This is a genomic window from Stutzerimonas decontaminans (assembly GCF_000661915.1).
GTDB lineage: Bacteria > Pseudomonadota > Gammaproteobacteria > Pseudomonadales > Pseudomonadaceae > Stutzerimonas > Stutzerimonas decontaminans.
Genome location: NZ_CP007509.1, coordinates 1,320,693 through 1,345,875, shown reverse-complemented (window position 1 = coordinate 1,345,875; position 25,183 = coordinate 1,320,693). Strand labels below are relative to the sequence as shown.

Genomic DNA, 25,183 nt, shown 5'->3' with positions numbered 1-25,183 from the left:
GCAGCTGATTCGTTTTGAATGGAGCCTCGATTGAGCGAGCAACAAAACAACGCGTAGCAATCAGGATCAGTCGACTTAATGCTTTTGCCTTAAACGCCAGCAGATCGCCGGTGGCTAGAGTGATGTCAAGAGCCTGCTTTACGCGTTGCATGACGCAAAAAGCCGCAAGGTGTGCAGCTGTAACGATCCTGCATCGACGTTCTTAATAGGGGAGTCCGATGAGCACGAACCATGACGAGCAACAAGCTGGCCCCGACCTGCAAGAACCCGAGGGATCAAGGATCGAGGCTTCGCGCCGGCAGTTTCTCAAGTTCTCAGCCGCCGCCTCGGCCGCTGCGGCGGGCGCCTTGGTCCCTTCTGCAGCCTTCGCTGATGACGACCTGCTCATGACGGGACGCAGCGATAGGCCCTCTTGGGCGCCCACGAAGTACCTGATCGATTGCCACGCCCACCTCGGCTCCGGACCGACTGTCGCAGAACTGGCGCCGAACATCCACAGCGCCGCGGACTGGGGTGCGCTTCGCACCAAGCAACCGGAAAAGTTTGCCAAGGCCGTGGGCGAAGATGCCGTGGACGATTCCGCGATTCTGCTGCGGGCCATGGATAAGTATGGCGTCACGCACGCGATTCTCCAGACCGCGCCCGGAAAAGGTACCAACAACCAGATGGTGCTCGACGCCGCCAGGAACAGCAACGGGCGATTCTTCCCGATCTACCGGCCCGAAGCCGTTTCGAATGCCGCCGCAAGGGGGACCCTGGGTGTGGACTATGGCGACGAGGTCAGCAAGGTTGTACGTCAAATCGCCGATGAACTGCAGAGCCCTGCCATGAGCGCCACGCGTGGGGTGGGTGAGGTAGTGCCGGTTACGACTGAAATCCATCCGGCCAAAATCGCCCGCGACATGGCGCCGATCATGGAAGTGCTCAAGGCGCGGGGCGACCTGCCCATCATGTTCCCAACCGGATATACGGGCTGGAAAGGCGTGCACTACTACGTTTTCTCTCCTATCTGGGTGGACGAGGTGGCCGCGAATTTCCCTACGGTGCCAATCGTCCTCACGAAGATGGGGCGGAGCATCCGCGCGTCCTTCGATGCGTGCCTGTCTGTGGCGATGCGCAACGCCAATGTTTACTTCGACATGACCGACACCTCGGCGGAGCACCTGCGTGAGGCGATCTCCATCATCGGCGCGCAACGGATCATGTACGGCAGCGACCTCAGCGCCATCTCGTCGAATCACTCGACAATGGACAACCTCAGAACCGCTATCGAGACCCGGCTGTCCGCCGAGGAGCGTGAGCAGATTGCCTGGAAGACAGCAAACCAGATTTACAAACTCGGTTTGAAGGGCTGATTCGAGCGGGGTACGTTGCGAAAGCAGGCTTGTTGCCGTGGCTTTGACGCAAGGTGCTGCGAGCGCTTTGAACTAATTGTTCCGTGTAAATATTTCGCAGACGGTTGACCATACTGCGCTTTGGCTGGAACAGCCTAAGATCATCCGTTTCCATGTTCTGGTCGCTGTGATTGGACAGCGTGGACGTTTAGCGCGTCGATACAAGACGCTGGCCAAAGCTAGCGCTCGACCAAATGCGGCTAGATCCAGCGCTTAGTGGCAACAGCCAGAAGCCTGTATTGCCACTACAGCGCCACATCGCTAGCCCTTGAACCCCTTCGCCACCAGATAGACCTCCCGCGAACGCGGGCGGGAAGCTTCCGGCTTGCGAATCGACACCTTCTCGAACGAGCTGCGCACGTCCTTGAGGAACTCGTCCGAGCCTTCGCCCTGGAACACTTTGACCACATAGTTGCCACCGGGCTTGAGCACCTGGCGAACCATGTCGAGGGTGAGTTCCACCAGGTACATCGAGGCGGCCTGGTCGGCGGCGGCGACGCCGCTGATGTTCGGCGCGATGTCGGAGACGATCAGGTCGGGCTGCCGGCCGTCGAGCATGTCGAGGATCTGCTGGAACACAGCATCCTCGGTGAAGTCGCCCTGCACGAAATCGACGTTATCCAACCCGCCCATCGGCAGGATGTCGGTGGCCAGCACCCTGCCCTTTTCACCGACGATACCGCCGGCCACCTGCGACCAGCCACCGGGGGCGGAGCCGAGGTCCATGACCAGCATGCCAGGGCGTATCAGTTTGTCCTTCTCGTTCAGCTCGATCAGCTTGTAGCTGGAGCGCGAGCGCAAGCCATCCTTCTGCGCGCGTTTTACGAAGGGATCGTTGACGTGTTCATCCAGCCAACGACGGCTGCTTTTGGATCGTTTCATGATAGAGCCAACCACGGAGAATCAAGGTAAGACGTGCGCCAACAGGCAGGACGCTGCGCAACTGTTGGGCAAATTGGCGGCGATTATAAGCCGATAATGCCGGCCCGCGGGCGCCGGGCGCAGCACCAACCCTGGGCGAACCGCGTAAGCGCCGCCTGACAGGCATGCGCGCCGCCGGTACAATCCGCGCCTCACGCCCCCTCAAGTTGCTTCCTCTGCCGGAGTCACCGGCCAGGATTACCTCCATGATTCGCATCACCGAACTGTCCCTGCCCCTCGATCATTCCGCCGATGAGTTGCGCCAGGCCATCGTCAAGCGCCTGAGCATCAGCGACGCCGACCTGCTGAACTTCACCGTGTTCAAGCGCAGCTACGATGCGCGCAAGAAGAACAGCATCATCCTGTTCATCTACATCGTCGACGTTGAGATTCGTGACGAGGCGGCGATCCTGACGCGTTTCGCCGACGACAACCACGTGCGTCCGGCGCCCGACACACGCTACTACCCGGTCGGCCAGGCCCCGGCCAATCTGACCGAGCGTCCGCTGGTGGTGGGCTTCGGCCCTTGCGGTCTGTTCGCCGCGCTGCTGCTCGCACAGATGGGTTTCAAACCCATCGTGCTCGAGCGCGGCAAGGATGTGCGCAGCCGCACCAAGGACACCTGGGCGCTGTGGCGCAAGAAAACCCTGACGCCGGAATCCAACGTGCAGTTCGGTGAGGGCGGTGCTGGGCTGTTCTCCGACGGCAAGCTCTACAGCCAGATCAAGGACCCCAAGTTCTACGCCCGCAAGGTGATGCACGAGTTCGTCCGCGCCGGCGCGCCCGAAGAGATCATGTATGTCAGCAAGCCGCACATCGGCACCTTCCGCCTTACCGGCGTGGTCGCGGCGATGCGCGAGGAAATCATCGCCCTTGGTGGCGAGGTGCGCTTCGAAAGCAAGGTGACCGATCTGCTGATCGACGATGGCCAGCTCGAAGGCGTAGTGCTGGCCAGTGGCGAGACACTGCGCAGCCGCCACGTAGTGCTGGCGCTGGGTCACAGCTCGCGCGATACCTTCCGTATGCTGCACCGCCAGGGCGTATATATCGAGGCCAAGCCATTTGCCATCGGTTTCCGCATCGAGCACCCGCAGGGCATGATCGACCAGGCCCGTCTGGGCAAGTACGCTGGCCATCCGGAGCTCGGCGCTGCGGACTACAAGCTGGTGTACCACGCCAAGAACGGCCGTGCCGTCTACAGCTTCTGCATGTGCCCCGGCGGCACCGTGGTGGCCGCCACGTCCGAGCCGGGACGCGTGGTGACCAACGGCATGAGCCAGTACTCGCGCAACGAGCGCAATGCCAACGCCGGCATCGTGGTGGGCATCAACCCCGAGCAGGACTTCCCCGGCGACGCGCTGGCCGGCGTGGAGCTGCAGGAGCGTCTGGAATCGCGCGCTTATGAGCTGGGCGGCAGCGACTACTGTGCGCCGGCACAGTTGGTGGGCGACTTCATTCGCGGCGTGCCCTCGACCGAGCTCGGAGAAGTCGAGCCCTCCTACAAGCCGGGCGTGCGACTCGGCGATCTGGCGCCGTCGCTGCCGGAGTATGCAATCGAAGCGATCCGCGAAGCGCTGCCGGCGTTCGGCAAGCAGATCCGCGGTTTCGATCGCGCTGACGCGGTGCTCACCGGCATCGAAACCCGCACCTCCTCGCCGGTGCGCATCACCCGCGACCATGAGACATTGCAGAGCCTGAACCTGCGCGGTCTTTATCCGGCCGGTGAAGGCGCGGGTTACGCCGGCGGCATTCTCTCGGCGGGCGTGGATGGCATCAAGGTCGCCGAAGCTTTGGCCAAGGCGATGCTGGCGGAAGCGGGACAGTCTGAAGTGCAGAGCAACTGAGCGCCGCCTTGATGAAATTCGACGACATCAAAAAGCTGCACCAGAAGAAATACCGGGCCGAGTTCGGACATTTCCTGGTGGAGGGCGAACACCTGCTGCTGGAGCTGCAGAAAGCGGCTCTGCACAACCCGCAACTGCAGCGCAGCGAGCTGTATGTGACCAGCGCCTACGAGCACTGGCCAAGCCCGTTCAAGACCCACCTGATCAGCGACCGCCAGATGGCGCAGATCGCCGACACCAAGACCCCGCAGGGCATCGTTGCGCTGGTACCGATGCCGGCGACAGGCGCGACGCTTGCTGCGCCCGTAGCGGGCGAGCGCGCCATCTACCTGCATGAAATCCAGGACCCGGGCAACCTCGGCACCATCCTGCGCACGCTGGCCTGGTTCGGCAATTTCCGCTGCCTGCTCAGCCCCGGCAGCGTTGACCCGTACAACCCGAAAGTCGTTCGATCGAGCATGGGCGCCATCTTCCATGCGCCGATGGAACTGGATGTCGCGCTGGATTCATTACGCACGCGCTTTGCCCGCATTGCCTGCCTGGATATGAATGGCGAGCCGGTCCAGTCGGCGAGTTTCAAGGGCTTCGACTGCTACCTGTTCGGCAACGAAGCCCGCGGCGTGCCACACGCACAGCTGACCACACTCAATGCCCAGCCATTCACGATTCCCGGCTGTGGTGCCATCGAATCACTGAACCTGGCAGCGACGGTCAATATGTGCGCGTACGAGCTCAGCAGGTAGCACATCAAAGACCGAAACCTCGATTAGATCGCTGCCCGCCAACTGCACCAACATCCCGCGCCGATCTGGCCCAGCCGCTACCGAGCTAACGAACCACCATGAAAGCAGCTCTCGCCGAGTAAAACTTCTGCGCCTTTGCACGAGTTAACAGTTTGGCGCTTGCTCCGACGCCAATCGATGACAGCCGCACAAGCCCAACGCATCATGCTCGCTCGATGTCGTGCCGCAGGGCCCTCGCATGCAACCTACCCTCTCTGAGTCATTGCTGGACTACGCTGGGCAAAGCTCGCCTGGTCGTAGGCGGAACCACAATGAGGATGCGCTGCTCGGTGCGCCGGAGCTGGGACTTTGGGCCATCGCCGATGGTATGGGCGGGCACCAATGCGGGGAGGTCGCGAGCAGTCTGGCACTGTCTGTGTTGCAGCAAGCAGTCGAAGACGGCGAGCCGTTGCAAGCAGCGGTCCAGCAGGCCAACCAGGCAGTATTGGACGCGGCAGTGGACGACGGCATGGGCACCACGCTGGTCGCAGCACATTTCAACGGTGCCGATTTCGAACTCACCTGGGTCGGCGACAGCCGCGCCTATCTGGCCACCGCCAACGGTATCGAGCAGCTGACCCGGGACCATAGCTGGGTGCAGATGATGATCGATGCCGGCGAGCTGAAGCCGGCCGAGGCCGAGGGCCACGCCTGGCGCAATATCATCCTGCGGTGCCTGGGCCGCGAAGCACCGCTGGAGGTAGGTATCCGCAATGGTACGCTGCAGCCTGGCGAGCTTCTGCTGCTGTGTAGTGACGGTCTGACCAACGAGCTGACCGACGCGCAGATCCATGCCAGCTGCACCTTCGCCGACACCCTCGAAAATCTGGTGGAACAGCTGATCGACCAGGCCAATGAGCATGGCGGCCGAGACAACATCTCCTGCATCGTTATCGGTCGCACCACTCCACCGCCTGCGACCGAGTCTCGCCGGCGGCGCTTCATCAACATGCTGTTAAAACCCCTCAAGTCGTAATCAGGCACGCGCTTTCATGACGCATCGGATGCTGGAAATACCGGGCTATCGCCTGCACAAGCGACTCGGAAAAGGCGGGATGGCCGAAGTCTACCTGGCCACGCAGCTGTCGCTGGATCGAGAGGTAGCCGTCAAGGTGCTGCTGCGCACCGAGGACGCGGCGTTCACCGAACGCTTTATCCAGGAAGGCCATATCGTCGCCTCGCTGCGTCACCCGGCCATCATCACCATTCACGACATCGGCCAGATCGCCGATGGCCGGCACTACCTGGCCATGGAGTACATCGGTGGTGGCGATCTGGCGCAGCACCGCGGCATCGTCTTCTCGCCCTCCCGCGCGCTGGATATCATCCGGCAGCTGGCCGGTGGCCTGGCAGTGGTGCACGACGGCGGACTGGTTCACCGCGACGTGAAACCGGCCAACATTCTCTTTCGTGACGATGGCAGCGTCGTGCTCACCGACTTCGGCGTCGCCAAGTCGGTCGAACTGGACAACGAACTCACACATTTCGGCATTGCCGTCGGCAGCCCGGCGTACAGCAGCCCGGAACAGGCCCAGTGCCAGCCGCTGGACGCGCGCAGCGACATATACAGCCTCGGCGTGATCCTCGCCGAGATGCTCACCGGTACCAATCCCTTCCGCGCCAGCAGCTATCCGCAGACGGTGCTCAACCACCTGCAGATGCCCATTCCCTTGCTGCCGCCCGCGCTGGCACCCTATCAGCCGCTGCTCGACCGCATGCTGGCCAAGCAGCCGGACGAGCGCTTCGGCAGTTGCCGTGAGCTGCTGGCCGCCATCGACACGCTCACCGAGCCGGACATGGATCAGACGCGCATCGCACCGGCACTGCTCATGGAACCCCCACCACAGCCCCGACGCCGGCGACAGCGTCGTAGCATTGGCCGCTGGGCGACGGTGGGTGCGCTGCTTGCTTTGGCAATAGCCGCGTTGGGCGTGGGTGGCTATCAATGGTTTCAGTACAGCCAGATCAGCGAGTTTCTCACCCGTGCCGAGTCGCGTCTGGGCGACGGACAGCTGACCGCACCGGCGTACGACAATGCCGACTACTACTTCCGCCAGGCCCTGCGCCTGGACTCGGACAATGCAGATGCCCTCGATGGCCTGCGCCGCGTCCTCGATGCCCGCATCGCCCAGGCTCTGGAACTGGCGGCGCAGCGACTGGCCGATGACCAACTGCTGGAACCGGCCGAGGACAGCGCCGTGCACTACTACCAGCAGGTGCTTGGCTGGCTGCCGGAGCACCAGGTGGCGCTCGACGGGTTGGCCCGGGTCAGCGAACGCTATGTCGAGCTCGCCGAAGCGGCATATGGCAGACGCGAGTACGCGTTGGCGCTGGAGTACATCGAGCAGGGGCTGGAAGCATCGCCGGAATACGCCCCCCTGCTCGCGCTCCACCAGGGCCATGCCCAGCGCGTAGCCAAGGCTCGTGCGCCACGGCCAGCACCACGTACCGCCGCCAGCACCTCGCGTACCGCGCCGGCTTCCACGCAGACCTCACAGGCGCCGGCCAACCCGGTCAAGCGTCTGTGGAATCGGATATTCAATTAGCAATCTCACCTGCTCGCCGGCTCAAGCGGCGAGCACGCCTCCCGCTCAAGGTATGCAGATAATGCTCAGGATCCACTTCACTGATAATCGCCAGAGCCCGGTCTGGCTTGCCGATGAACGCTTTACCCTTGGCTCTGACCGCAGCAACAGGCTGGTCGCCAGCGATACCGGGGTCGCGCCCTTTCATGCAGAGCTGCTGCTGGAAAACCGCTTCTATTACCTGACCGACCTCGGCACGCCAGGCGGCACCTACGTCAATGACGAAAAGATCGGCGAGCGCTATCAGATTCGCTCTGGCGACCGCGTGCGGCTGGGCGCACTGGAGCTGGAAATCGTCGATCCGGCCAAGGTTGGCGCCAAGGTGGCAGCTGCACCGCGCTGGCTGTTGCAGGTGGTCAAGGGCGAGAACCAGGGCCACAAGTATCACATCACCGGTTCGATGACCTTCGGCCGCTCGGTGAAATGCGAGCTTTGCTTCGCCGACGCGGAACTGTCCCGCCGCCACGCCGAGTTCTACCTCAAAGGTGATGTGCTGGAGGTGAAGGACCTCGCGTCGGCCAACGGCCTGCTGGTCAACCGGCAGAAGGTCTCCACCGCAGTCTTGCAGCCGGGTGACCAGATTCAGCTAGGCAGCACGACGCTGCTGGTGATCGGCCCGAAGGTCAGCACACCGGAAATCGTCGACGAAGACGCCACCGTATTTGTCCGCGCCGCTGACCTGCCTGCCACCGCAGCTCAACCGAAGCCTGCCCGGCCGCGACCCGGCACGCCGAATCCACTGCATACGCCTGCCCCCGCCACCGCCTCAGCGCCGGCGCTGGATATCCCGCGCAAATCGGGTCGGCGCCTGGTCCTGCTGCTCGGCATGCTGGGGCTGGCTATCGTCGCAGGGCTGGTTGCGCAGCAACTGATCTAGCAGCTTGCCGGTCTTGAGGCGGTGGAAAGCCTTCGCAGCATTCCACCCGATCTGCCGGCGCCTGCCCAACCGCTTTTTCGACCCATGCGTAACTGCTCAGGAACGCTAAGCTCGCCCCCTGCGCAGCGCGCGCGCCCCTTCAACGACCAGCACCAAAATCGCTGCCCAGATTGGGGCGTAGGTCAGCCATTGATCCGATGCGATGCTCTCGCCGAGCAGCAGCGAGACGACGACCAGCAGAACCGGCTCGACATAGCTGAGCAAGCCGAACAGCGCGAGATCCAGGTGCTTGCTGGCGACGATCATCAGCGCCAGAGCCAGCGCACTGAGCGCCCCCAGACCAATGATCAGAAGCAGCAGCGCCGGGCTCGCAGCGAGCTGCTGCAGGGTGCCCCGGTCGGAAAAGGCGAACAGCGCTGCGACCGGCAGACTGATGACCAGATCGACCCACAGACCACCGAGGCTGGCGATGCCAATCCAGCGGCGCAGGACGAAGTAGCAGGGATAACCGAGGGCAACGGCGAGTACCGGCCATGACAACGACGAAGCCAGCAGCAGCTGGTTGCCGACACCCACAGCCGCCAGCAAACAGGCCAGGCGTTGCAATCGACTGATCGCCTCGCCTAAGACCAGCCGCCCGGTAAGTACCAGCGTCAGCGGCAGCAGGAAGTAGCCAAGCGAGACGTCCAGCCCGTGGCCGTTGATCGGCGCCCACATGAACAGCCAGAGTTGCAGACCGACCAGCGCCGAGGACAGCGGTAGAGCGAACCACAGTCGCGCCTCTGCCGGTACGCGTACAAGGATCTCGCGAACCTCATGCCAGCGACCGATGGCGAGCAGCAGTAAAGCTAGGCAAGGCGCAGTCAGCAGAATGCGCCAGCCGTAAATCTGCTGGCCGCTCAACGGCTCGAGCAGCGAGGTGTAGTAGTACAGCGTGGCGAAGAGCATTGATGCGCCGAGCGAGCCGACGACGCCCGCCAGCCTGTTGCGAGTTTCCATGGGCTTCCTGCGATGACAATTCGTGGCGCCCCGCATCAGGGCTCGACCTGGCTCCACTGCTTGTTCAGACGCTTGTCCGATACCGCCATTTTCGTGCCGAGCTGCTGTGCCCAGAGCGAGACGCGGTATTCCTCGAGCATCCAGCGATACAGGGCAAGGTCGGCATCGCGCTTGCCTTCCTGCAGGTGCTTCTTCAGGCGCGCCTGATACTGCTCCCAATACCCAGCCAGCTCACCGGACCAGACACGATCACGCTGCAGCTGCGCACCGATCTTCTCGAAGCGTTGCTCGATGGCCTTGAGGTAGCGCGGATATTCCTTCAGCCACTCAGCGGGCGTCTCACGGACAAAGCCCGGATAGACCAGGTTGCCCAGCTGCGCCTTGATGTCGTTAAGCGCCACGGCCTGAGCCAGGTCGATCTTGCCCTTGAAGCGCTTCTGCAGGCCGTGCCAGTGCTTGAGGATTTCCAGCGTTAGGCGCGCCAAGCGCTCGGCATGCGCCGCCCAGTCGCCGCGCTTGCGCTCGGCCAGCGACGCCAGGGCTGCGCCATCACGCGGCAGCTGGGCTTCACCATCGAGGATGCAGCTGTCCAGGCTCGCCAGCAGGATGTCTTCGACCAGCCCGTCGACCTTGCCCATGTCGCGGTAGAGCAGGCCCAGCTCAGTGAGCCCCGGCAGCTTGTTGCGCAGGTATTTGGCCGGCTCCGCCAGTTGCTGCAGCAACAAGCGCTGCAACGCGCGACGGTGTTGCCAGTCAGCTTCGGCCTGAGTCGGGAAACGTCCTTCCTTGACCACCCCGCCCTCTTCCACCAGCGCCGGATAGACCGTCATCGACAGCCCGGCCATCTTCGCCTGGGCCTTTTCCGCGATCTGGGCGAAGCCCTTGGCTTCGACCGGCTGCTGTTCGGCTTTCTGCTGCGGCGGCGCCAGGGCGGCCTGGCTGGCCTCGGCGAAACGTGCAGTTAGCTCGGCCAGGTCACGACCTTCGCCGAGGAACTTGCCGCGGGCATCGACCACTTCGATGTTCATCTTCAGATGGTTTTCCAGCCCGGCGGCCGCTTCGGCCCACGCTTCGTCCGATACGCGCGCGCCGGTCATGCGCAGCAGCTCGCGGCCCAGCGCCTCGGGCAACGAGCCTTCACCGAAGCTGATCTTGGCCAGCGCCGCGCCAACGAAATCCGGCACCGGCACGAAGTTCTTGCGCAGTGCCTTGGGCAGGTTGCGCACCAGCGCCACCGCCTTGATTTCCAGCAGCCCCGGCACCAGCCAGTCGAGCCGCTCGCTGCGCAATTGCGGCAACAGCGGCGCCGGTACGCGCAAGGTCACGCCGTCGCTCGGATGGTTGGGTTCGAAATGGTATTCCAGCGGCAACTGCAGCTCGCCGATGCGCAGGTAATCCGGGTACTGCGCGGCGGTGACTTCGCTAGCCTCCCGCGCGAGCACGTCTTCCTCGCGCATGATCAGCAGCTGCGAGTCCTTCGCGCTTTCGCGCTTGTACCAGTTCTCGAAGCTGGCGGTCTGGTAGATGTCCGCCGGCAGGCGCGCATCGTAGTAGTCGAACAGCGTTTCCTCATCGGCGAGGATGTCGCGGCGCCGCGCCTTGGCTTCCAGTTCGTCGAGACGTTCGAGCAGTTCGCGATTGGCACTGAGGGCGCGCGCACGGCTGTGCATCTCGCCACGCACCAGCCCTTCGCGGATGAACAGCTCGCGAGCCGCCGGCGGATCGATCGGCCCGTAGTGCACTGGCCGGCGGCCGACGACGATCATGCCGTAGAGCGTCACCTGCTCGTAAGCCACCACCTGGCCGCGCTTCTTTTCCCAATGCGGCTCGAAGTGGTTCTTCTTGATCAGGTGCCCGGCCAGCGGCTCGATCCAGTCCGGCTCGATCTTGGCAACCATGCGCGCGAACAGCTTGGTGGTTTCCACCAGTTCCGCGGCCATCAGCCAGTTGGGCTTCTTGCGGCCGATCACGCTGGATGGATGCACCCAGAAGCGCCGCTGGCGCGCACCGAGGAAGTCGCCCTCCTCGGTCTTGTTGCCAACCTGGCTGAGCAGGCCAGCGAGAATCGCCTTGTGTACGGCCGCGTAGCTCTTGGCCTTCTGCGCCGCCTCGCTGGCTTCGGCCTGCTGGCGAAGGATGACGTTGACCTTTGTATCGGTGGTCGGTGCGGGTTGGGCGCTGGCACCGGCCGGACGCGTGGAAGAGGCTTCACCGTCTTCGACCCTACGTGCCTTGTCGGCATGCGGTGGTTGGTCGGAGCCATCCACCGGCCTGCCCGAACCGAGTTTGAGTTCACGGGCGATGAGCGTCAGCTGGCGATGGGCGTCGCGCCACTCGCGCAGGCGCAGATAGTTCAGGAAGTTCTTCCGGCACCAGGTACGCAATGGGTTGGAGCCCAACTCCTGGCGTTTTTCCTCGAACCCGCGCCAGATATTGATCAGCGCGGCGAAGTCCGAATCCGGGTCCTTCCACTGCGCATGGGCCTGATCGGCCGCCTGCTGGCGATCGGCCGGACGCTCGCGCACATCCTGCACCGACAGTGCACTGGCCACGATCAGCACCTCGGCCAGGCTGCCCTGCTGCGCGGCTTCGAGGAGCATGCGACCAAGCCGCGGGTCGATTGGCAGGCGCGCCAGCTGGCGGCCCAGCGGGGTCAGCTGGTTCTCGCGGTTGACCGCCGAGAGCTCCTGCAACAGGTTGAAGCCGTCGCTGATGGCCTTGCCATCCGGCGGCTCGATAAAGGGGAAATCCTGAATATCGCCCAGACGCAGATGCAGCATCTGCAGGATCACCGCGGCGAGGTTTGTGCGCAGAATCTCCGGATCGGTGAATTCCGACCGGCCGAGGAAATCCTCCTCGCTGTACAGGCGGATGCAGATACCCGGTTCGACCCGTCCGCAGCGACCCTTGCGCTGGTTGGCGCTGGCCTGTGACACCGCCTCGATCGGCAAGCGCTGAACCTTGGCGCGGTAGCTGTAGCGGCTGATGCGCGCGGTGCCGGAATCGATCACGTAGCGGATACCGGGCACGGTCAGCGACGTCTCGGCGACGTTGGTGGCCAGCACGATCTTGCGCCCCGGTCGCGGCTGGAAGATTTTCTGTTGCTCGGCCGGCGTCAGCCGCGCATACAGCGGCAGCACCTCGGTGAACTTCAGATTGGCCTTGCGCAGCACCTCGGCGGCGTCGCGAATCTCGCGTTCGCCGGGCAGGAACACCAGCACGTCGCCGGGGCGCTTGCCCACGCTCTGCTCGTGGGCAGTAATTTCGTCCAGCGCGGCGAGGATGCCCTGGTCGACGGTAAGGTCGTCCTCGACCCGATTGCCATCCTCGTCGATCTCGGCCGCCAGTGGCCGATACCAGGTCTCCACCGGGTAGGTACGCCCGGACACCTCGACGATGGGCGCGCCATCGAAGTGCTCGCTGAAACGCTGCAGATCGATGGTCGCCGACGTGATGATGACCTTCAGGTCCGGCCGGCGCGGCAGCAGGGTCTTGAGGAAGCCGAGCAGGAAATCGATATTCAGCGACCGTTCGTGGGCCTCGTCGACGATGATGGTGTCGTAACGCTCGAGGAAGCGATCGTGCTGCGTCTCGGCCAGCAGGATGCCATCGGTCATCAGCTTGATCAGCGAGCTGTCCTTGCTCTGATCCTCGAAGCGCACCTGATAACCCACCAGCTCGCCCAGTGGCGTGCCGATTTCCTCGGCCACCCGCGTGGCGACGCTGCGTGCCGCGAGCCGGCGCGGCTGGGTATGGCCGATCAGCCCGTGTACGCCCCGGCCGATTTCCAGGCAGATCTTCGGTAGCTGCGTGGTCTTGCCGGAGCCGGTCTCACCAGCGATCACCAGCACCTGGTGCTTTTCCAGCGCGGCCTTGATCTCGTCGCGCTTGGCGGCGATCGGCAGGCTGTCGTCGTAGCGAATGCGCGGCACACTCCGGCGGCGAGCCTCGACCTTGGCGACGGAGGCCTGAAAACGTTCCAGCCACTGGGCCAGCTTGACTTCGTCCGGCTTCTTTCTCAGCTCATGCAGCTGCCGGCGCAGACGATGGCGATCAGCGAACAGGGCCTGGTCGAGATTCTTCAGCAGGGTATCGATAGCGGGCGTTGCGTCGGTCATGGACAGCCGTGGGGCAATTCGAGAAGGGCGCGATTGTCGCAGATTTGCCCGGCCGGCCGAAGGGAAAGGGTTTGTGCAGGGACCGCGCCGGCATGCCGGCGCGGTGTTCAGCCGATCAACGGATCCAGTGACCCCAACGCGACTTCTCCTGCACTTGCTGAATGCGCATGGTGCCGATGCTCTGCTCGGCCGCTGCGGCGATCTCGTCATCGATCATCTTGGTCGACAACGAGAGCCAGCTGGTGGCGAAGGCTAGCGCGTCACCATGCAGCTCCAGGGCTTCGGTGGAAATGTTGCCGAGGTTGTCGCACGGCGAGTGGTAGCACTGATCGAACGACTCCCCGGCGATACCGCCATAACGCTGCGCCTGTTCTTCGGACTTGATGTCCTCGGCGCCGGTGAACAACCCGCCGAAGGCGATGCCGTCTTCGAAGAACTGTGCGTAGTCGGAGCGGAAATCGATCTCGGTGCCTTCCGACGGCGCATTGCGCAGCCTGAAGTAGGTGCGTAGCAGGCGTTCGATGGCAGCCGAGCCAGGCGGGCCCTGCAGACCGAAATCGGAGCCATCGCCGTCATAGATGAAGTTGGCGTAGTTCGGCGAACCGATCATGTCGACGTTCAGGTAAGCCTTGATGCGCTGCTTCTGCTCGTCCGGCAACTGGGTGACGTAGTAGGTCGAGCCCACCAGCCCCGACTCCTCCGCGCCCCACCAAGCAAAACGCACCTTGTTCTGCGGCTTGGCCTTACTCATCAGCAGCGCCATCTCCAACAGGGCAGCACTGCCGGAGCCGTTGTCGTTGATGCCAGCGCCTTCGAACACCGAATCCAGGTGCGCGCCGACCATGATCACGTTGCTCGGATCGCCGCGACGCGTCTCGGCCAGGAGGTTGTAGGTCTCGGTCTGCTCGCGCACCACATCGACGTTCATGCTCAGCTGCAGACCTGCGGTCTGCGACCAGGCCACGCCGTTGTCGTAGGTCGAGAACATCACCGGAATACCGCCGCTGTAATCCTCGCCCAGGGTCGCGACCAGCAGCCCCTTGCGGTCTTCGGTGTCGCCCTGGTTGAAGATGATCGCGCCAGCCGCACCGGCCGCAGCCGCATTGGTCGCCTTCTGCCCGAACGGACAGGTGCCGCGCTGCATCAGTGCGATGGCGCCAGCCGGGAAGCCGGCGAAATCTTCGGGCTCACAGCCGCTGGTGGAGGTATTGCCGGCGCCGAGCGCCAGGTCGACCGGCACCACCGGTGCGGTGACATTGCCAGGGTCGGTCTGGTCGGCATAGGAGAAGTCTTCTTCCCAGACATACTGCACCGGCTGCGGCGCTACGGCACTGAGTGTTCCGGGGCTCATCGGATAGAAGGCGAGGAAGGGAAACGCCTGTATCTCCACACGATAGCCAGCCCGCTGCAGACGGCTGCGCACGTAGTCGATCGAGGCCTGATAGCCAGGCTGACCGGACGCGCGATTGCCGTCATTCATCGTGGCAATATCCTGCAGCGCCTCAAGGTGCTTCATGACGTTGCTCGCCTGCATGCAACGCGGCAGGCCGACCGGCGTGCCAACCAGCAGCGGCGATCGGCAAAGCGCGGCGTTCGGCTTGTCCGGCGTCCAGAAGTCGTTGAATTGAGCGGTGTCTACCTGCGGCGCCGCGAAAGCGACACTGCCGGTAAGTAATGCGAGAGAAGCAACTACCCGAACAGCATTGTTTTTCTTGTGCATGGGTAACTCATCCTTGCAACGGATTGATGGGCAGGCCGCCAGTGGCTTGCGCCATCGTCCCCTACAGCATTAAGCGGACGCGGCCATAGGGAGCTAGACCGAGCGGCCGCCGCCTCGGTTCTGAGACAACCGCCCGCCGGTAGCACCGTTGATCGGGAAGAGGGAACTTCGTTCTCGAGACGCGCTAACGGGCCGCGGTGACGGCGCCGTTACTCGGTATGCGCAGAAAACTGAGAGAATGGCGGCACGCGTTGCACCTGCCGCTCACCACCGATCAGATACGGAACTGACCCACCAGCTTTTGCAAGCGCTCGGCCAGACCATTGAGTTCACGCGAGGTCTGCGCGCCCTGTGCGGCATCGCTTGCTACACCGTCCACGGCATCGGCGATGTGATGCACGCTGCGATTGATCTCCTCGGCCACGGCCGTCTGCTCTTCGGCCGCGGCGGCGATCTGTGCGTTCATCGAGTTGATCGTGCCGATCAGCGCGGATATCGCATCCAGCGATTCACCAGCCTGGTTCGCCTGGTCGCGGGTACTCTCGCCCTTTTCGCCCGCGCGCAACATGGTGGAGACGGTGTTCGAGGTCGCGCTCTGCAGGCGATCGATCATGCCCTGGATTTCACCAGTGCTCTGCTGTGTACGACTGGCCAGCGCGCGCACCTCGTCGGCGACCACGGCAAAACCACGCCCGGCCTCGCCGGCACGCGCCGCCTCTATGGCCGCGTTAAGTGCGAGCAGGTTGGTCTGTTCGGCAATGGCGCGGATTACATCAAGCACACCGACGATGCCCTTCACATCCTGCTGCAGGCCTTCCAGCGATTCACCGCTACCACGCAGCTCGCCCACCAATTCATGGATCTGACGGATGCTCTGGTCCACCACCTGCTTGGCGGCAACACCCTGCTGATCGGTCTCCCGCGCCGCTTCGGCGGCACGCTGGGCGCTCATCGCCACTTCATGGGCCGCAGCGGACATCTCGTTGATCGCCGTAGCGACCTGATCGGTCTCGCTGCGCTGATCGGCCATGGCCTGTTCGGAACGTTGCGCCTGGCTGGCTACCGCGCCGACCAGACCGCTGAGCTGAGTCGTGGTACCAGCGACCTGCTGCACCAGCGAGTGGATCTTCTCGACGAAACGGTTGAACGACATTGCCAGCTCGCCCAGCTCGTCCTGGCTCGTGATCGGCAGCCGCTGGGTCAGGTCACCATCACCCTGAGCCATATCGTCCAGGTTGCGCTTGATCAGCAACAGGGGGTTCAGCAAAGCGTTGCTCATGAAAATGGCCAGCAGCGCAATCAGCACCAGCAGTGCGAACGCCGAAACCAACATGATGGCCACCAGGCCATCGATGCGCTGCTGGAACTCCGCACGGGCAGCCTGCACATCGCGCTCGACACCATCCAGGTTCAACGAAGTACCGAAGACCATCTTCCACTTCGGCAAGAATTCGGAGTAGCCGACCTTGGGCACCACCACGCTGCTGTCGCCGAGCACGAAGCTGTAGTCGACGTAATGGCTGCCGTCCTGCCCGGCGCGGACCAGTTCGCGAATGGCATAGACGCCGTTGGGATCACGGTAGTCGTAGAAGCTCTGTCCAATCTTGTCCTTGGTGTTGCCCTGCAGGATGCGCACGGTCTGGGTATCGTAGCCCCAGAAATAGCCATCCTTGCCGTACGACATCCGCTCGAGAATGGCTACCGCCTGGTCACGCGCCTGCATGTCGCCCTCGGCGGAGCGCTCATAGATCGGCCCGATGGCGTTGCGCGCGAGTTCGACGTAGTGCTTGAGTTCGGCGCGCCGGTCCTGGATGAGGCTGTTGCGCGTATGTTCTTCCTGCTGTTCGGCAAGGCCCTGCAACTCATAGACGGCTATGCCGCTGAGCAGGATGGCAAGCAGGAGAATCGGGCCCAGCGCAAGCAGCAGCAACTTCATTCGCAGACGAAGATTGGAAAGCATTTGGTTCGATCCCGTAGGTACGTTGAGCAGCGATTAAAGCGACAGAAAACAGGCGCCACTTAAGCGCCATTAACTGTAGCTACCATTCATTTGTCGACCCTGGCAATCCTTTCTTTACCCCCAAGAACGGCGAAACCCTGCCAGGCAGGGTTCGCTAAGGTGCTTGCTAGAGCGCTTTCGGTCAGATGCGGAACTGACCCACCAGGCGCTGCAGCTGTTCGGCCAGGCCGTTCAGCTCGCGGGCCGTCTGTGCCCCCTGCGCGGCATCGCTGGCCACACCGTCTACCGCATCGGCGATGTGATGCACGCTACGGTTGATCTCCTCGGCCACCGCCGTCTGCTCTTCGGCCGCGGCGGCGATCTGTGCGTTCATTGAGTTGATGGTGCCAATCAACGCTGAGATGGCGTCCAGCGACTCGCCGGCCTGGTTGGCGTGATCCCGCGTGCTCTCGCCCTTTTCCCCGGCGCGCAACATGGTGCCGACCGTGTGAGAAGTTGCATTTTGCAGGCGATCGATCATGCCCTGGATTTCACCGGTGCTCTGCTGTGTACGACTGGCCAGCGCGCGCACCTCGTCGGCGACTACGGCAAAACCACGCCCGGCCTCGCCGGCACGCGCCGCCTCGATGGCAGCGTTGAGTGCGAGCAGGTTGGTCTGTTCGGCAATGGCCCGTATCACGTCGAGCACGCCGACGATGCCCTTCACATCCTGCTGCAGCCCTTCCAGCGATTCGCCGCTGCCGCGCAGCTCGCCCACCAGCTCGTGGATCTGGCGGATGCTCTGATCCACCACCTGCTTGGCGGCAACGCCCTGCTGATCCGTCTCGCGTGCCGCCTCGGCGGCACGCTGGGCACTCATGGCGACCTCATGGGCCGCAGCGGACATCTCGTTGATCGCCGTGGCGACCTGATCGGTCTCGCTGCGCTGATCGGCCATGGCTTGCTCGGAGCGCTGCGCCTGGCTGGCCACCGCACCAACCAGCCCGCTGAGCTGCGTAGTCGTTCCGGCGACCTGCTGCACCAGCGAGTGAATCTTTTCGACAAAAAGGTTGAACGAGGCCGCCAGTTCGCCCAGTTCGTCCCGGCTGGTGATTGGCAGCCGCTGGGTCAGGTCGCCATCACCCTGAGCCATATCGTCAAGATTCTGCTTGATCTGCAGCAGCGGTCGCAGGATAGCGTTGCTCATCAGCACGGCGAGCCCAGCCATCAGGATCAGCAGCAGCAACGCCGCGCCGAGCATGATCATGGTGAGGCTGTCGATACGCGCCTGGAACACCGCGCGAGCGTCGGCCACGTCGCGCTCGACGTCATCCAGATTCAGCGAGGTGCCGAATACCAGATTCCACTTCGGCAGATACTCGGCATAGCCAACCTTGGGAACCAGCGCATCGCTGCCCGGCACGGCGAAGCTGTAGTCAACGAAATGGCTGCCGTCCTGCCCGGCCTTGACCAGCTCGCGAATGGCAAAGACGCCGTTCGGGTCGCGGTAATCCGCAAAGCTCTCTCCGATACGCTCGCGCGTGGCGCCCTGGAAAACTCGACGCGACTGCCCGTCGTAACCCCAGAAATAGCCCTCGCTGCCGTAGCTCAGTAACTCGAGTACGGCTACTGCCTGGTTACGCGCCTGCATGTCACCCTCGGCGGCGCGCTCGTAAATCGGCCCGATGGCATTGCGTGCGAGTTCTACATAGTGCTTGAGTTCGGCGCGCCGGTCGCGAATCAGGCTGGCGCGGGTCTGCGCTTCCTGCTGATCGGCCAGATCCTGCAACTGGACTACCGAAACCCCGCTGAGCACCAGCGTCAGCAGCAGAATCGGACCAAGCGCAAGCAAGAGCAGCTTCGCCCGCAGGCGTAAGGACGACAGCATTTCGGAAAACCCCTATAAACAACATGGTTAAGTAGTCACATTGTGCCACCGACTACATAACTAGGAGAACGCGACCAAATGCCAATTCAAGGGAATTCCCGCGTGGCCGATGGCTGTCTTTCGCAGAAATAAAAAACCCCGCCGGAGCGGGGTTCTTTGCATGTGGCTGCGGCTATTTCTTGTGGCCGAGTTTGCGCAACTCCTCGTCACGCAGCTCACGCCGCAGGATCTTGCCGACGTTGGTAGTGGGCAGGCTGTCGCGAAACTCTACGGCTTTCGGCCGCTTGTAACCGGTCAGGTTGTCATGCATGTGCTGCATGACCTGCTCCTTGGTCAGGCTCTCGCCCGGCTTGACCACCACGAAAAGCTTGATCGCTTCGCCCGACTTCTCGTCCGGCACGCCGATAGCGGCGCACTGCAGCACGCCCGGCAGGCTGGCGAGCACGTCTTCCAGCTCGTTGGGATACACGTTGAAGCCGGACACCAGGATCATGTCCTTCTTGCGGTCGACGATGCGGATATAGCCGTCTTCCTGGATAACGCCAATGTCGCCAGTCTTGAACCAGCCTTGCGCATCGATCACCTCATCGGTGGCCTCAGGGCGCTGCCAGTAACCCTTCATCACCTGCGGGCCCTTGATGCACAGTTCGCCGATCTCGCCTTGGGCAAGGTCAAGGCCGTCATCGTTGATGACCTTGAACTGCGTCGACGGCACCGGAATACCAATTGAACCGAGCTGGATATGCTCGATCGGGTTGACCGAAGCCACCGGGCTGGTCTCAGTCAAGCCGTAGCCTTCGCAGATCGGGCAACCGGTCACCTGCTTCCAGCGCTCGGCCGTAGCCAGCTGCAGCGCCATGCCGCCCGACAGGGTGACCTTGAGCGCTGAGAAATCGAGTTTGCGGAAATCCTCGCTGTTGCACAGCGCGACGAACAGGGTGTTGAGCCCGACGAAGCCGCTGAAGCGGTACTTGGCCAGGTCCTTGATCATCGCCGGCAGGTCGCGCGGGTTGGAGATCAGAATGTTGTGGTTGCCGCTGAGCATCATCGCCATGCAATGAAAGGTGAAGGCGTAGATGTGGTAGAGCGGCAGCGGCGCGATCAGGACTTCGCTGCCATCATTGAGATTCGCGCCCATCAGCGCCTTGCACTGCAACATGTTGGCGACGATGTTGCGGTGGGTCAGCATGGCCCCCTTGGCGACGCCGGTGGTGCCGCCGGTGTACTGCAACACGGCGACGTCTTCGCTCTTCGGCGATGCTTCGCGCACCGCCTTGCCGCGGCCGAGTGCCAGCGCATCGTTAAGCTTGACGGCTTTCGGCAGGCTGTAGGGCGGCACCATCTTCTTCACGTGCTTGACCACGGCATTGATCAGCATGCGCTTAAGCGGCGGCAACATGTCGGCGACTTCGGTGATGACCACGTGCTTGATGCCGGTCTTGGGCAGCACTTCCTCGGCCAGGTGCGCCATGTTGGCCAGGCAAACCAGCGCCTTGGCGCCGGCGTCGTTGAACTGGTGCTCCATCTCCCGCGCGGTGTACAGCGGGTTGGTGTTGACCACGATGAGGCCGGCACGCATGGCACCGAAGACGACGATGGGGTACTGGATGAGATTGGGCAGCTGCACGGCGATGCGGTCACCGGGCTGCAAATCGGTGTTCTGCTGCAGGTAGGCAGCGAAGTCGCCGGACAGTTTGTACAGCTCACCGTAGGTCAGGGTCTTGCCGAGATTGCTGAACGCCGGCTTGTCCGCGAAGCGCTCGCATGACTGTTTGAGCACAGCCTGGATGTTCTGGTATTCGTCAGGGTTGATCTCGCTGGAGACCCCAACAGGATATTTATCCTTCCAGAAGTTTTCGGTCATGAACCCCACTCCTAAGCAACAGCTTTATCACTGCGCGATGGCAGCTGTTTTGTTGTGATTTGTTAACTTTTGTACCGCGTATCGGGCAAAAAGCGTTCCCGAGGTTAGCAGCTTTGCTTTGGAGCGAATAGAGCCCGAAGCAGCACCATTCGACATAAAGTGACCAGAACAAATATCCCGGTCACTTTCATTCAGCGTGCGTTCACGCCGTCGGCAGCCACCCGTCAGGCGATTTCGCGCAGCTCACGGCGTAATATCTTGCCCACCGGGGTCATCGGCAGCGAGTCACGGAACACGTAGTGCCGCGGCATCTTGTAGCCGGTAAAGTTCTCCCGGCAATAGGCATGCAGCTCTTCCTGAGTCAGGGCAGGATCACTTGGCACGACGAACAATTTGACCGCTTCGCCGGACTTCTCGTCTGCCACACCAATCGCTGCACAGGCGGCCACCTTCGGATGGGCCATGACCACGTCTTCGATCTCGTTGGGATAGACGTTGAAGCCAGACACGATGATCAGATCTTTCTTGCGATCGACAATGCTGACGAAGCCGTCAGCATCGATAACCGCGATGTCGCCGGTCTTCAGCCAACCCTCCTCGTCCAGCACCTCAGCTGTTGCATCCGGGCGTTGCCAATAGCCTTTCATGACCTGCGGACCCTTCACGCACAACTCGCCGCGTTCGCCAAGCGGGAGCGCGTTGCCCTCATCATCGATGACCTTCACCGTCGTGCCAGGCACCGGAAGCCCTACGGTGCCGAGGCGCGAATGCTCGCCGTGCGGGTTGGCACAGACGACCGGCGACGTCTCGGTCAAACCATAGCCTTCAACGACGGTGCAACCGGTCATACCCTTCCATCGTTCGGCTACCGCAGACACCAGGGCGGTGCCGCCCGAATTGGTTCCCTTGAGCCGGGAGAAGTCGATCTTCTTGAACTGCGGGTGGGCCATCAGCGCGACGAACAAGGTGTTGAGCCCCAGGAAGGCGGAAAACTGCCAGCGCTGCAACTCCTTGACGAAGCCGTTGATGTCCCGCGGATTGGTGATCAACACGTTGTGGTTGCCGGTGACCGTCATGCACATACAGTTCACCGTGAACGCATAGATGTGATACAGCGGCAGCGGCGCGATCATCACTTCCTGACCTTCACGGATCACCGGATGACCGTGCTCGTCGAGCTGCTGCATGTTAGCCCGCACCTGCTGCATGTTCGCTACGAGATTGCCATGGGTGAGCATCGCCCCCTTGGCTACGCCGGTCGTGCCGCCGGTGTATTGCAGTACCGCGACGTGGTCGAGGTCAAGCGCTGCAGGCTTGTGGTTATGCCGTGCACCGTCACGCAGCACATCCTTGAAGGGCACCGCTTGCGGCAGGCTGTAAGCCGGCACCATCTTCTTCAGATGCTTGACCGCGGCGTTGACCAGTGCGCCCTTCAGCGCCGGCAGCATGTCGCCGATCCGCACTTCGATCAGATGCTCGATCGAAGTGTCCGCCAACACGTCCTGCACATGGTTGCCAAAGGTATTGAGGTAGACCAGCGCCCGGGCGCCGGAATCCTGGAACTGGTGGCGCATTTCCCGCGCGGTGTACAGCGGGTTGGTATTGACCACGATGAGGCCAGCACGCAGCGCACCGAATACCGCGATGGGATACTGCAGCAGGTTGGGCATCTGGATCGCGATGCGGTCACCCGGCTGCAGGTCGGTGTTCTGCTGCAGCCATGCGGCGAACGCAGCGGAATAACGTTCCAGATCGGAATAGTTGAGGGTAACGCCCATGTTGCTGAAGGCCGGACGGTCCGCATGGGTCTTGCAGGCACGTTCGAACACTTCCACAACCGAGCGATAGGCGCCGAGGTCGATGTCGTTAGGCACGCCGGCAGGGCGTTTGTCATTCCAGAATTCAGGCTGCATTGTTATTGGCCTCTTTACCTGAGAGTGTCTGACCCACGCACAGCGGGCTCTGGCGAACTTATCAGGTCGACGTCGCTACGCAACAGCCCAAGCCGCACAAATCACTGATGTGAATCTTTCGTCACGGCACCGAACGCGCCCAGGCTCGGGACAAGTGTGGGACATGCCTCTAGAATGCTGCCCAGCGCGCAAATGGCCGGCTGTGTCGGTCAGCGCCGAACCAGATTCGACCCGTCGGGCGCAGCATTCGGCGCACCGCTCCATCTCAGAGGACAGTCCATGAGCACCATCAGCAACACGCCCTATGCCGAACTGGAAGTCGGCCAGCAAGCGAGCTTCGAAAAACACGTGGAAGAAAGGGATATCCAGCTGTTCGCCGCCATGTCCGGCGACCGCAACCCAGTGCATCTGGACGCCGATTTCGCTGCAAGCACGCTGTTCAAGGAGCGCATCGCTCATGGCATGTTCAGTGGAGCGCTGATCAGCGCCGCGGTGGCGTGCACCATGCCGGGGCCAGGCACCATCTATCTTGGCCAGACCATGAAATTCACCCGCCCAGTGAAGATCAACGACACGCTGAGCGTACGCTTGGAAATTCTTGAGAAGCTGCCGAAGAACCGCGTCCGCATTGCCACGCGGGTGTTCAACCAGAACGATGAACTGGTCGTGGATGGCGAAGCGGAAGTACTCGCCCCGCGCAAGCAGGAAACGGTTGAGCTGAAAGAACTGCCACCGATCAGCATCGGCTGATCAACTGGCCCGCGCCGCAAGGTGCGGGCACACCAGTCGCAAAAAAGAGAAAAAAGAGCAAAAAAAAGGCGACTATGAAGTCGCCTAAATGCCTTGCGTGCTCTTTGAGTCAGGCGGAATCAGCTCTTTTTCTTGTGAGCGTCCCGCCAAACGAAATATCCGAAACCTGCGAAGAAGGCGACCATCAGGCCGACCGTGACCACCCCTGCGAGCACCACATCATCGACAAACATGAGACCTACCTCCGAAACTTGATTCGCTGTTCGATGGGTTCAAGTTAAACCCGCTCCCCCCTAAAAAAATTGACCCGGGTCAATGGCCGCAAAGCGGCGCGCACAGCCGTGCGCAACGACTGATCCAAGTCAAGAAAACAGGGGTATTGGAGGCGAAAAACAGCGGGGCAGGAGCAAAAGCGCAGCGAGATCCGACCGGCTAATAGCGAATTGATCTGTGCGATATGGAGGAGGAAGCTGATTAACGCTTCTTTGGAGCGCGCTTTCCCTTTTTCTTCGCCTTGCCCAGCGGCAGGACCTGCTCGAAGGTCTTACGCATGTCTTCAAGACGCTTGTCGTTGAGGTCATGAATGCGCTTGGCGCGCTCTGCACTGAAGTCGATCAACTTCTCGTCGCTACTCATCTACTCGGCCTCGTCTGGATCAGGCGGAAAGTCAGATTCAGGCGCGGCTGCAGCACCTTGCTGGTCCGCGCGATCTGATGTTGCCAATGATGCTGCGTCGCGCCACTCATGACCAGTAGCGAGCCATGGTGAAGGAGGAACGAATGTTGAATCCGCCCGCTGCCCTTGCGTCGCAGGTCGAAGCGCCGCTCGGCGCCCAGGCTCAGCGAAGCGACCGTAGGGCAATCGCCCAGCTCAGGCTCATCGTCACTGTGCCAGCCCATGGCGTCGCGTCCGTCGCGATACAGGTTCAGCAACACGCCGTTGAAGCGGTGGCCGGTCTCCTTCTGCAGACGCTCACGGATGTCGTGCAACAGCGGCGTCCAGGCCAGAGGATCATGGCGTAGGCCGGAATAGCGATACCCGGCGTCCGCGTCGCCGTACCAGGCGACCATGCGTGGTACTGCAACCTGGCGGCCATAGATGCGAATTTCGGGTTGCGACCAGGGCGTGGCGCTGATGAGTTCCTCCAGCCAGGCATCGGCGGTTTCGCTGTCGGCCCACCCCGGTTGGTAGTCCAGTGCGGCATCCGGCAACTCGGTCGATGAAGCGTGGATCGGGTCGGTCGTGAACACCTCAGACCTCGACATCAACCCAGAGCCCCTGCCGCGGTAGCTCCTCAAGCTCGGCCTGGTCCTGCTCATCGGTCTCGCCGGTCGCTAGCTCCTCCGGGGTGTAACCCCGACGCTGACGCCGCCGCTGCTCGTCGCGCAACATCTGCTCGCTCTCTTGAGGGTGCCGGCGGTCGAGGCTGACTGCGCTTTCGCTGGAGCTCGGCTGCACGGGGGTCACCGGAGCAATTTCCGGACGAGGCTTGACCACGTCCTGCTGAGCGTTGACCGGAAATACGCCTGATGGGATGGGTGGCAGCATGCTCGTTACCCCTCTTTACCGATGAATCGGCGTGGCACCAG

General features: G+C 62.5%; 19 protein-coding genes. 7 read left to right on the top strand and 12 right to left on the bottom strand.

The genetic code is table 11. From position 1 onward, the window contains the following. Positions 1 to 218 precede the first annotated feature (218 nt). Positions 219 to 1,355 carry an amidohydrolase family protein gene (locus UIB01_RS06205; RefSeq protein WP_038657875.1) on the top strand — a complete coding sequence of 379 codons (1,137 nt, stop codon included), beginning with the start codon at positions 219 to 221 and terminating at the stop codon, positions 1,353 to 1,355. Positions 1,356 to 1,655: 300 nt separating this feature from the next. Here the strand turns inward: UIB01_RS06205 and rlmE are convergent, their stop codons facing one another. Then, a complete protein-coding gene (gene rlmE / locus UIB01_RS06200; RefSeq protein ID WP_038657873.1) occupies positions 1,656 to 2,276 on the bottom strand; it encodes a 23S rRNA (uridine(2552)-2'-O)-methyltransferase RlmE in 621 nt (206 codons plus the stop codon). Positions 2,277 to 2,521: 245 nt separating this feature from the next. Here rlmE and UIB01_RS06195 point away from each other — a divergent pair, with 245 nt between their 5' ends. The 5 genes from UIB01_RS06195 (at position 2,522) to UIB01_RS06175 (ending at position 8,403) form a co-directional block, all read left to right on the top strand. After that, on the top strand, positions 2,522 to 4,159 hold the full coding sequence (locus UIB01_RS06195; protein ID WP_038657872.1) for an NAD(P)/FAD-dependent oxidoreductase: 1,638 nt from the start codon (positions 2,522 to 2,524) through the stop codon (positions 4,157 to 4,159). An 11-nt stretch (positions 4,160 to 4,170) separates the two neighbouring features. After that, the gene (locus UIB01_RS06190; protein ID WP_038657870.1) at positions 4,171 to 4,902 is read left to right on the top strand and encodes a TrmH family RNA methyltransferase; all 732 of its coding nucleotides are present in this window, start codon (positions 4,171 to 4,173) and stop codon (positions 4,900 to 4,902) included. A 238-nt stretch (positions 4,903 to 5,140) separates the two neighbouring features. After that, positions 5,141 to 5,917, top strand: a complete 777-nt coding sequence (locus UIB01_RS06185; protein WP_038657868.1) for a PP2C family protein-serine/threonine phosphatase — start codon at positions 5,141 to 5,143, stop codon at positions 5,915 to 5,917. Between the two features lie 16 nt (positions 5,918 to 5,933). Next, complete coding sequence (locus UIB01_RS06180; RefSeq protein ID WP_038657866.1) at positions 5,934 to 7,487, top strand: serine/threonine-protein kinase; 1,554 nt, start codon at positions 5,934 to 5,936, stop codon at positions 7,485 to 7,487. 61 nt (positions 7,488 to 7,548) lie between these two features. Beyond that, on the top strand, positions 7,549 to 8,403 hold the full coding sequence (locus UIB01_RS06175; RefSeq protein WP_038657864.1) for an FHA domain-containing protein: 855 nt from the start codon (positions 7,549 to 7,551) through the stop codon (positions 8,401 to 8,403). A 105-nt stretch (positions 8,404 to 8,508) separates the two neighbouring features. Here UIB01_RS06175 and rarD read toward each other — a convergent pair whose 3' ends face one another. From rarD to fadD2, 7 genes are all read right to left on the bottom strand, one after another. Further along, positions 8,509 to 9,402 (bottom strand): EamA family transporter RarD, encoded by an 894-nt coding sequence (gene rarD / locus UIB01_RS06170; RefSeq protein ID WP_038657863.1) that lies wholly within the window; start codon positions 9,400 to 9,402, stop codon positions 8,509 to 8,511. A gap of 35 nt (positions 9,403 to 9,437) precedes the next feature. Continuing rightward, complete coding sequence (hrpA, locus tag UIB01_RS06165) at positions 9,438 to 13,520, bottom strand: ATP-dependent RNA helicase HrpA (RefSeq protein ID WP_038657861.1); 4,083 nt, start codon at positions 13,518 to 13,520, stop codon at positions 9,438 to 9,440. A 115-nt stretch (positions 13,521 to 13,635) separates the two neighbouring features. After that, positions 13,636 to 15,240 (bottom strand): M28 family metallopeptidase, encoded by a 1,605-nt coding sequence (locus UIB01_RS06160; protein ID WP_038657858.1) that lies wholly within the window; start codon positions 15,238 to 15,240, stop codon positions 13,636 to 13,638. 274 nt (positions 15,241 to 15,514) lie between these two features. Further along, on the bottom strand, positions 15,515 to 17,200 hold the full coding sequence (gene ctpM / locus UIB01_RS06155) for a methyl-accepting chemotaxis protein CtpM (RefSeq protein ID WP_038657856.1): 1,686 nt from the start codon (positions 17,198 to 17,200) through the stop codon (positions 15,515 to 15,517). Between the two features lie 181 nt (positions 17,201 to 17,381). Continuing rightward, complete coding sequence (gene ctpM, locus UIB01_RS06150; protein ID WP_038657854.1) at positions 17,382 to 19,067, bottom strand: methyl-accepting chemotaxis protein CtpM; 1,686 nt, start codon at positions 19,065 to 19,067, stop codon at positions 17,382 to 17,384. 172 nt (positions 19,068 to 19,239) lie between these two features. After that, positions 19,240 to 20,931, bottom strand: coding sequence for a long-chain-fatty-acid--CoA ligase FadD1 (gene fadD1 / locus UIB01_RS06145; RefSeq protein WP_038657852.1), 1,692 nt, complete (start codon positions 20,929 to 20,931; stop codon positions 19,240 to 19,242). A 224-nt stretch (positions 20,932 to 21,155) separates the two neighbouring features. Next, positions 21,156 to 22,844 (bottom strand): long-chain-fatty-acid--CoA ligase FadD2, encoded by a 1,689-nt coding sequence (gene fadD2 / locus UIB01_RS06140; protein WP_038657850.1) that lies wholly within the window; start codon positions 22,842 to 22,844, stop codon positions 21,156 to 21,158. 279 nt (positions 22,845 to 23,123) lie between these two features. On the opposite strand from fadD2, the gene UIB01_RS06135 reads away from it, so the two are divergent. Next, positions 23,124 to 23,594, top strand: coding sequence for a MaoC family dehydratase (locus tag UIB01_RS06135; protein WP_038657848.1), 471 nt, complete (start codon positions 23,124 to 23,126; stop codon positions 23,592 to 23,594). Between the two features lie 119 nt (positions 23,595 to 23,713). Here UIB01_RS06135 and ccoM read toward each other — a convergent pair whose 3' ends face one another. The 4 genes from ccoM to UIB01_RS06120 form a co-directional block, all read right to left on the bottom strand. After that, the gene (ccoM, locus tag UIB01_RS23560) at positions 23,714 to 23,827 is read right to left on the bottom strand and encodes a cytochrome c oxidase subunit CcoM (protein ID WP_038657846.1); all 114 of its coding nucleotides are present in this window, start codon (positions 23,825 to 23,827) and stop codon (positions 23,714 to 23,716) included. Positions 23,828 to 24,068: 241 nt separating this feature from the next. Next, complete coding sequence (locus tag UIB01_RS23220; protein ID WP_180983551.1) at positions 24,069 to 24,230, bottom strand: hypothetical protein; 162 nt, start codon at positions 24,228 to 24,230, stop codon at positions 24,069 to 24,071. Then, positions 24,227 to 24,859: an alpha-ketoglutarate-dependent dioxygenase AlkB family protein gene (locus UIB01_RS06125; protein ID WP_051605043.1), complete on the bottom strand. Its 633-nt coding sequence runs from the start codon at positions 24,857 to 24,859 to the stop codon at positions 24,227 to 24,229. The genes UIB01_RS23220 and UIB01_RS06125 overlap by 4 nt, the downstream gene beginning before the upstream one ends. Then, a complete protein-coding gene (locus UIB01_RS06120) occupies positions 24,846 to 25,142 on the bottom strand; it encodes a hypothetical protein (protein WP_015276198.1) in 297 nt (98 codons plus the stop codon). The genes UIB01_RS06125 and UIB01_RS06120 overlap by 14 nt, the downstream gene beginning before the upstream one ends. Positions 25,143 to 25,183 lie beyond the last annotated feature (41 nt).